Consider the following 3,754-nt stretch of genomic DNA (forward strand, 5'->3'; position numbering starts at 1 on the left):
GATACCGAGCGCGATCCGCGTGGTTTCTCCGTCAAGTTCTACACCGAAGAAGGTAACTGGGACATCGTTGGCAACAACACTCCAGTGTTCTTCATTCGTGACCCGCTGAAATTCCCTGACTTCATTCACACGCAAAAGCGTCAGCCGCAGACCAACTTAAAAAGTGGTCAGATGGTTTGGGACTTCTGGTCACACTCTCCTGAGGCGCTGCACCAGGTCACCATTCTGTTCTCGGACCGTGGAATCCCAGACGGCTATCGTTTCATGCACGGCTTTGGTAGCCACACCTACAGCCTGATTAGCGCCAATGGCGAGCGTCACTGGGTGAAATGGCATTACAAAACCAAGCAGGGGATCAAGAACCTCGCCCCGGCAGACGCGGCTCGTTTGGCCGGTACTGATCCCGATTACGCGCAGCGCGATCTGTTCTCTGCCATCGAGCGAGGCGACTTTCCGAAATGGCAGGTGTGTATCCAGATCATGACTGAAGCTCAGGCCGGTGCTCATCACGAGAACCCGTTCGACGTCACCAAGACTTGGTCGCAAAAAGAGTATCCGCTCATCGAAGTCGGCGAGCTTGAACTGAACCGTAACCCGGCAAATTACTTTGCTGAAGTCGAACAAGCTGCGTTCGGTCCAAGCAATATGGTCCCGGGCGTTGGCCTGTCACCGGACCGCATGCTGCAGGGCCGGGTATTTGCCTATGCCGACGCACATCGCTATCGCATCGGCACCAACCACCAGCAATTGCCGATCAACGCACCGAAAAATCCTGTTCACAGCTATCAGCGTGATGGAGCCATGCGTTTCGGCGACAACGGGGGTGGAACGCCTAACTACGAGCCAAACAGCTATGCAGACGCTCCGAAACAAGCGCCGGCCTACGCGGAGCCAGCTTTGGCGCTGAGCGGTGCAGCAACGCGCTACGATCATCGCGAGGACACTGATTACTACAGCCATGCAGGCGCGCTCTTCAACCTGATGAGTGCAGAGCAGAAATCGTTGTTGATCTGCATTATCGCATGCTCGATGGCTGGGGTAACCAGCGACGTCGTTCAGCGTCAGTTGCAGTATTTCTACAAGGCGGAATTTGCGTATGGCGAAGGCATTGCCAAAGCACTGGGCGTTCAACTGGGCTGATTCTAAGTGATAAACAGAACCGCCCTCATTTGGGCGGTTTTTCGCAACCAGTTGTCCGACTTTCGCAGAATTTTCTTATTATATTGTCTTTTCTTAAGTGACCTTATCCTCTGCGTGGTCCAAACTAGGACCTTTAAAGCAGGGAGATTTAGGGCGATGCAAGGTCACCCAGAAGTAATCGACTACCTCAACACGCTGCTGACCGGCGAACTCTCGGCGCGTGATCAGTATTTTATCCATTCGCGGATGTACGAAGACTGGGGCTTCACCAAGCTCTACGAACGTATCAACCATGAAATGCAGGAAGAGACAGAGCACGCCGACGCATTGATGCGCCGAATTCTGATGCTCGAAGGCACTCCGCGCATGCGCGCAGATGATCTGGATGTAGGCACCACAGTGCCTGAGATGCTCGCCAGTGACTTGCGCCTTGAATACAAGGTTCGTGCCGCGCTGTGCAAAGGCATTGCCCTCTGTGAGCTGCACAAGGACTACGTCACCCGCGACATTCTGCGCATTCAACTGGCAGACACCGAGGAAGATCATACCTATTGGCTGGAGCAGCAATTTGGTCTGATCAAATCGATTGGCTTGGAAAATTACCTGCAATCGCAGTTTTGATTCGGTAGCCACTCAGTAAAAAGCCCCTGCCGCAGCGATGCGACAGGGGGTTTTTTAATAGCGCAACGCACTACACCGTTTTGGCTTTATCCCGAAGCAGCAATGGCTTGAGGTAGTGCCCGGTATACGATTGCTCCATCTCAGCCACTTGCTCCGGCGTGCCGCAGGCGATGATCTGACCGCCCTTGGAGCCGCCTTCAGGTCCCAAGTCCACCAGCCAGTCTGCCGTCTTGATCACATCCAGGTTGTGCTCAATCACCACCACTGTATTGCCGTGATCGCGCAGACGATGCAGCACGTCCAGCAATTGCTGAATATCCGCGAAGTGCAAACCAGTAGTCGGCTCATCGAGGATATACAGGGTCTTGCCGGTATCACGCTTGGACAGCTCGCGCGACAGCTTGACCCGCTGCGCCTCGCCACCAGACAGCGTGGTCGCAGATTGCCCCAGCTTGATATATGACAGACCCACATCCATCAGCGTTTGCAGCTTGCGCGCCAAGGCAGGAACGGCATCGAAGAACACACGAGCTTCTTCAATGGTCAATTCCAGCACTTCATGGATGTTCTTGCTCTTGTATTTGATCTCAAGCGTTTCACGGTTATAGCGCTTGCTCTTGCATACATCGCAAGGCACATAGATGTCCGGCAGAAAGTGCATCTCTACCTTGATCAAGCCATCGCCCTGACACGCTTCGCAACGACCCCCTTTCACGTTGAACGAGAAACGGCCTGGGCCGTACCCTCGTGAACGCGACTCCGGCACGCCGGAAAACAGCTCGCGGATCGGCGTGAATAGACCGGTGTAGGTCGCTGGGTTCGAGCGTGGCGTCCGCCCGATTGGGCTTTGGTCGATGTCCACAACCTTATCCAAATGCTGCAAGCCGTCGATGCTGTCGTGAGCGGCCGCTTCAAGTGTCGTGGCGCCGTTAAGGGCCGTGGCGCTCAGTGGATACAGGGTGTTGTTGATCAGCGTCGACTTGCCTGAGCCGGATACACCGGTCACACACGTCAGCAAGCCAATCGGGATTTCCAGATCCACGTTACGCAAATTGTTGCCACGCGCGCCTTTGAGCGACAACGACAGCTTCTTATTGCGCGGCGTGCGTTTGGCTGGCACTTCGATCTTCACCCGCCCCGACAAATATTTGCCCGTCAGTGAATCAGGATGCGCCATCACTTCGGCCGGCGTGCCCTCGGCGACAATATGTCCGCCGTGGATACCTGCACCAGGGCCGATATCGACCACGTAGTCCGCCAAACGAATAGCGTCTTCATCGTGCTCGACCACGATCACCGTATTACCGATATCGCGTAGATGCTTGAGTGTCCCCAGCAAGCGGTCGTTATCCCGTTGATGCAGGCCGATGGACGGCTCATCGAGGATGTACAGAACGCCTACCAAGCCGGCGCCAATTTGGCTGGCAAGACGGATACGCTGAGCCTCACCGCCAGACAACGTGTCGGCGCTGCGGTCCAGAGACAAATAGTCGAGTCCGACGTTGACCAGAAACTGCAGACGCTCGCGAATTTCCTTGAGAATCTTATCGGCAATTTCGCCGCGTCGACCCGTAAGTTTTAGCGTAGCGAAGTATTCAGTGGCATCGCCGATTGGCAGGTTTGTCACAGCAGGCAGGGTTTTTTCGCCGACCCACACATGACGCGCCTCTCGACGCAAGCGCGTGCCGCGACAATCCGGGCAAGGCTGGGTGCTGAGAAACTTGGCCAGCTCTTCGCGAACCGTAGCCGACTCAGTCTCGCGATAGCGCCGCTCAAGGTTGGGCACGATGCCTTCAAACGGGTGAGCCCGCTTGACGATGTCGCCGCGATCATTGAGGTATTTAAAGTCGACGTTTTGCGTGCCGCTGCCGTGCAGAAGAATCTTCTGCTGCTCAGCAGGCAACTCATTAAACGGCACTTCCAGGCTGAAGCCGTAGTGACTTGCCAGGGAACCGAGCATCTGGAAGTAATAAACGTTGCGCCGGTCCCAGCC

At 55.5% G+C, this 3,754-nt stretch carries 3 protein-coding genes; 2 read left to right on the top strand and 1 reads right to left on the bottom strand.

The window, feature by feature from the left end:
• Together M0974_RS25835 and bfr are read left to right on the top strand one after the other, a co-directional pair.
• A partial coding sequence (locus M0974_RS25835) for a catalase (RefSeq protein ID WP_297843780.1) occupies window positions 1-1,140 on the top strand: 1,140 nt, incomplete at its 5' end.
• A gap of 156 nt (window positions 1,141-1,296) precedes the next feature.
• A complete protein-coding gene (gene bfr, locus M0974_RS25840; protein WP_297843783.1) occupies window positions 1,297-1,761 on the top strand; it encodes a bacterioferritin in 465 nt (154 codons plus the stop codon).
• Window positions 1,762-1,831: 70 nt separating this feature from the next.
• On the opposite strand, the gene uvrA is transcribed toward bfr, so the two are convergent.
• Window positions 1,832-3,754, bottom strand: a 1,923-nt coding sequence (uvrA, locus tag M0974_RS25845; RefSeq protein ID WP_297843786.1) for an excinuclease ABC subunit UvrA, incomplete at its 5' end; no start/stop codon positions are given.

The organism is Pseudomonas sp. (genome assembly GCF_026224925.1).
Lineage (GTDB): Bacteria > Pseudomonadota > Gammaproteobacteria > Pseudomonadales > Pseudomonadaceae > Aquipseudomonas.

What these genes read in the sequence shown, in the direction of transcription:
- bfr (WP_297843783.1), top strand. Translation starts at nt 1,297, where the DNA reads ATGCAAGGTCACCCAGAAGTAATCGACTACCTCAACACGCTGCTGACC.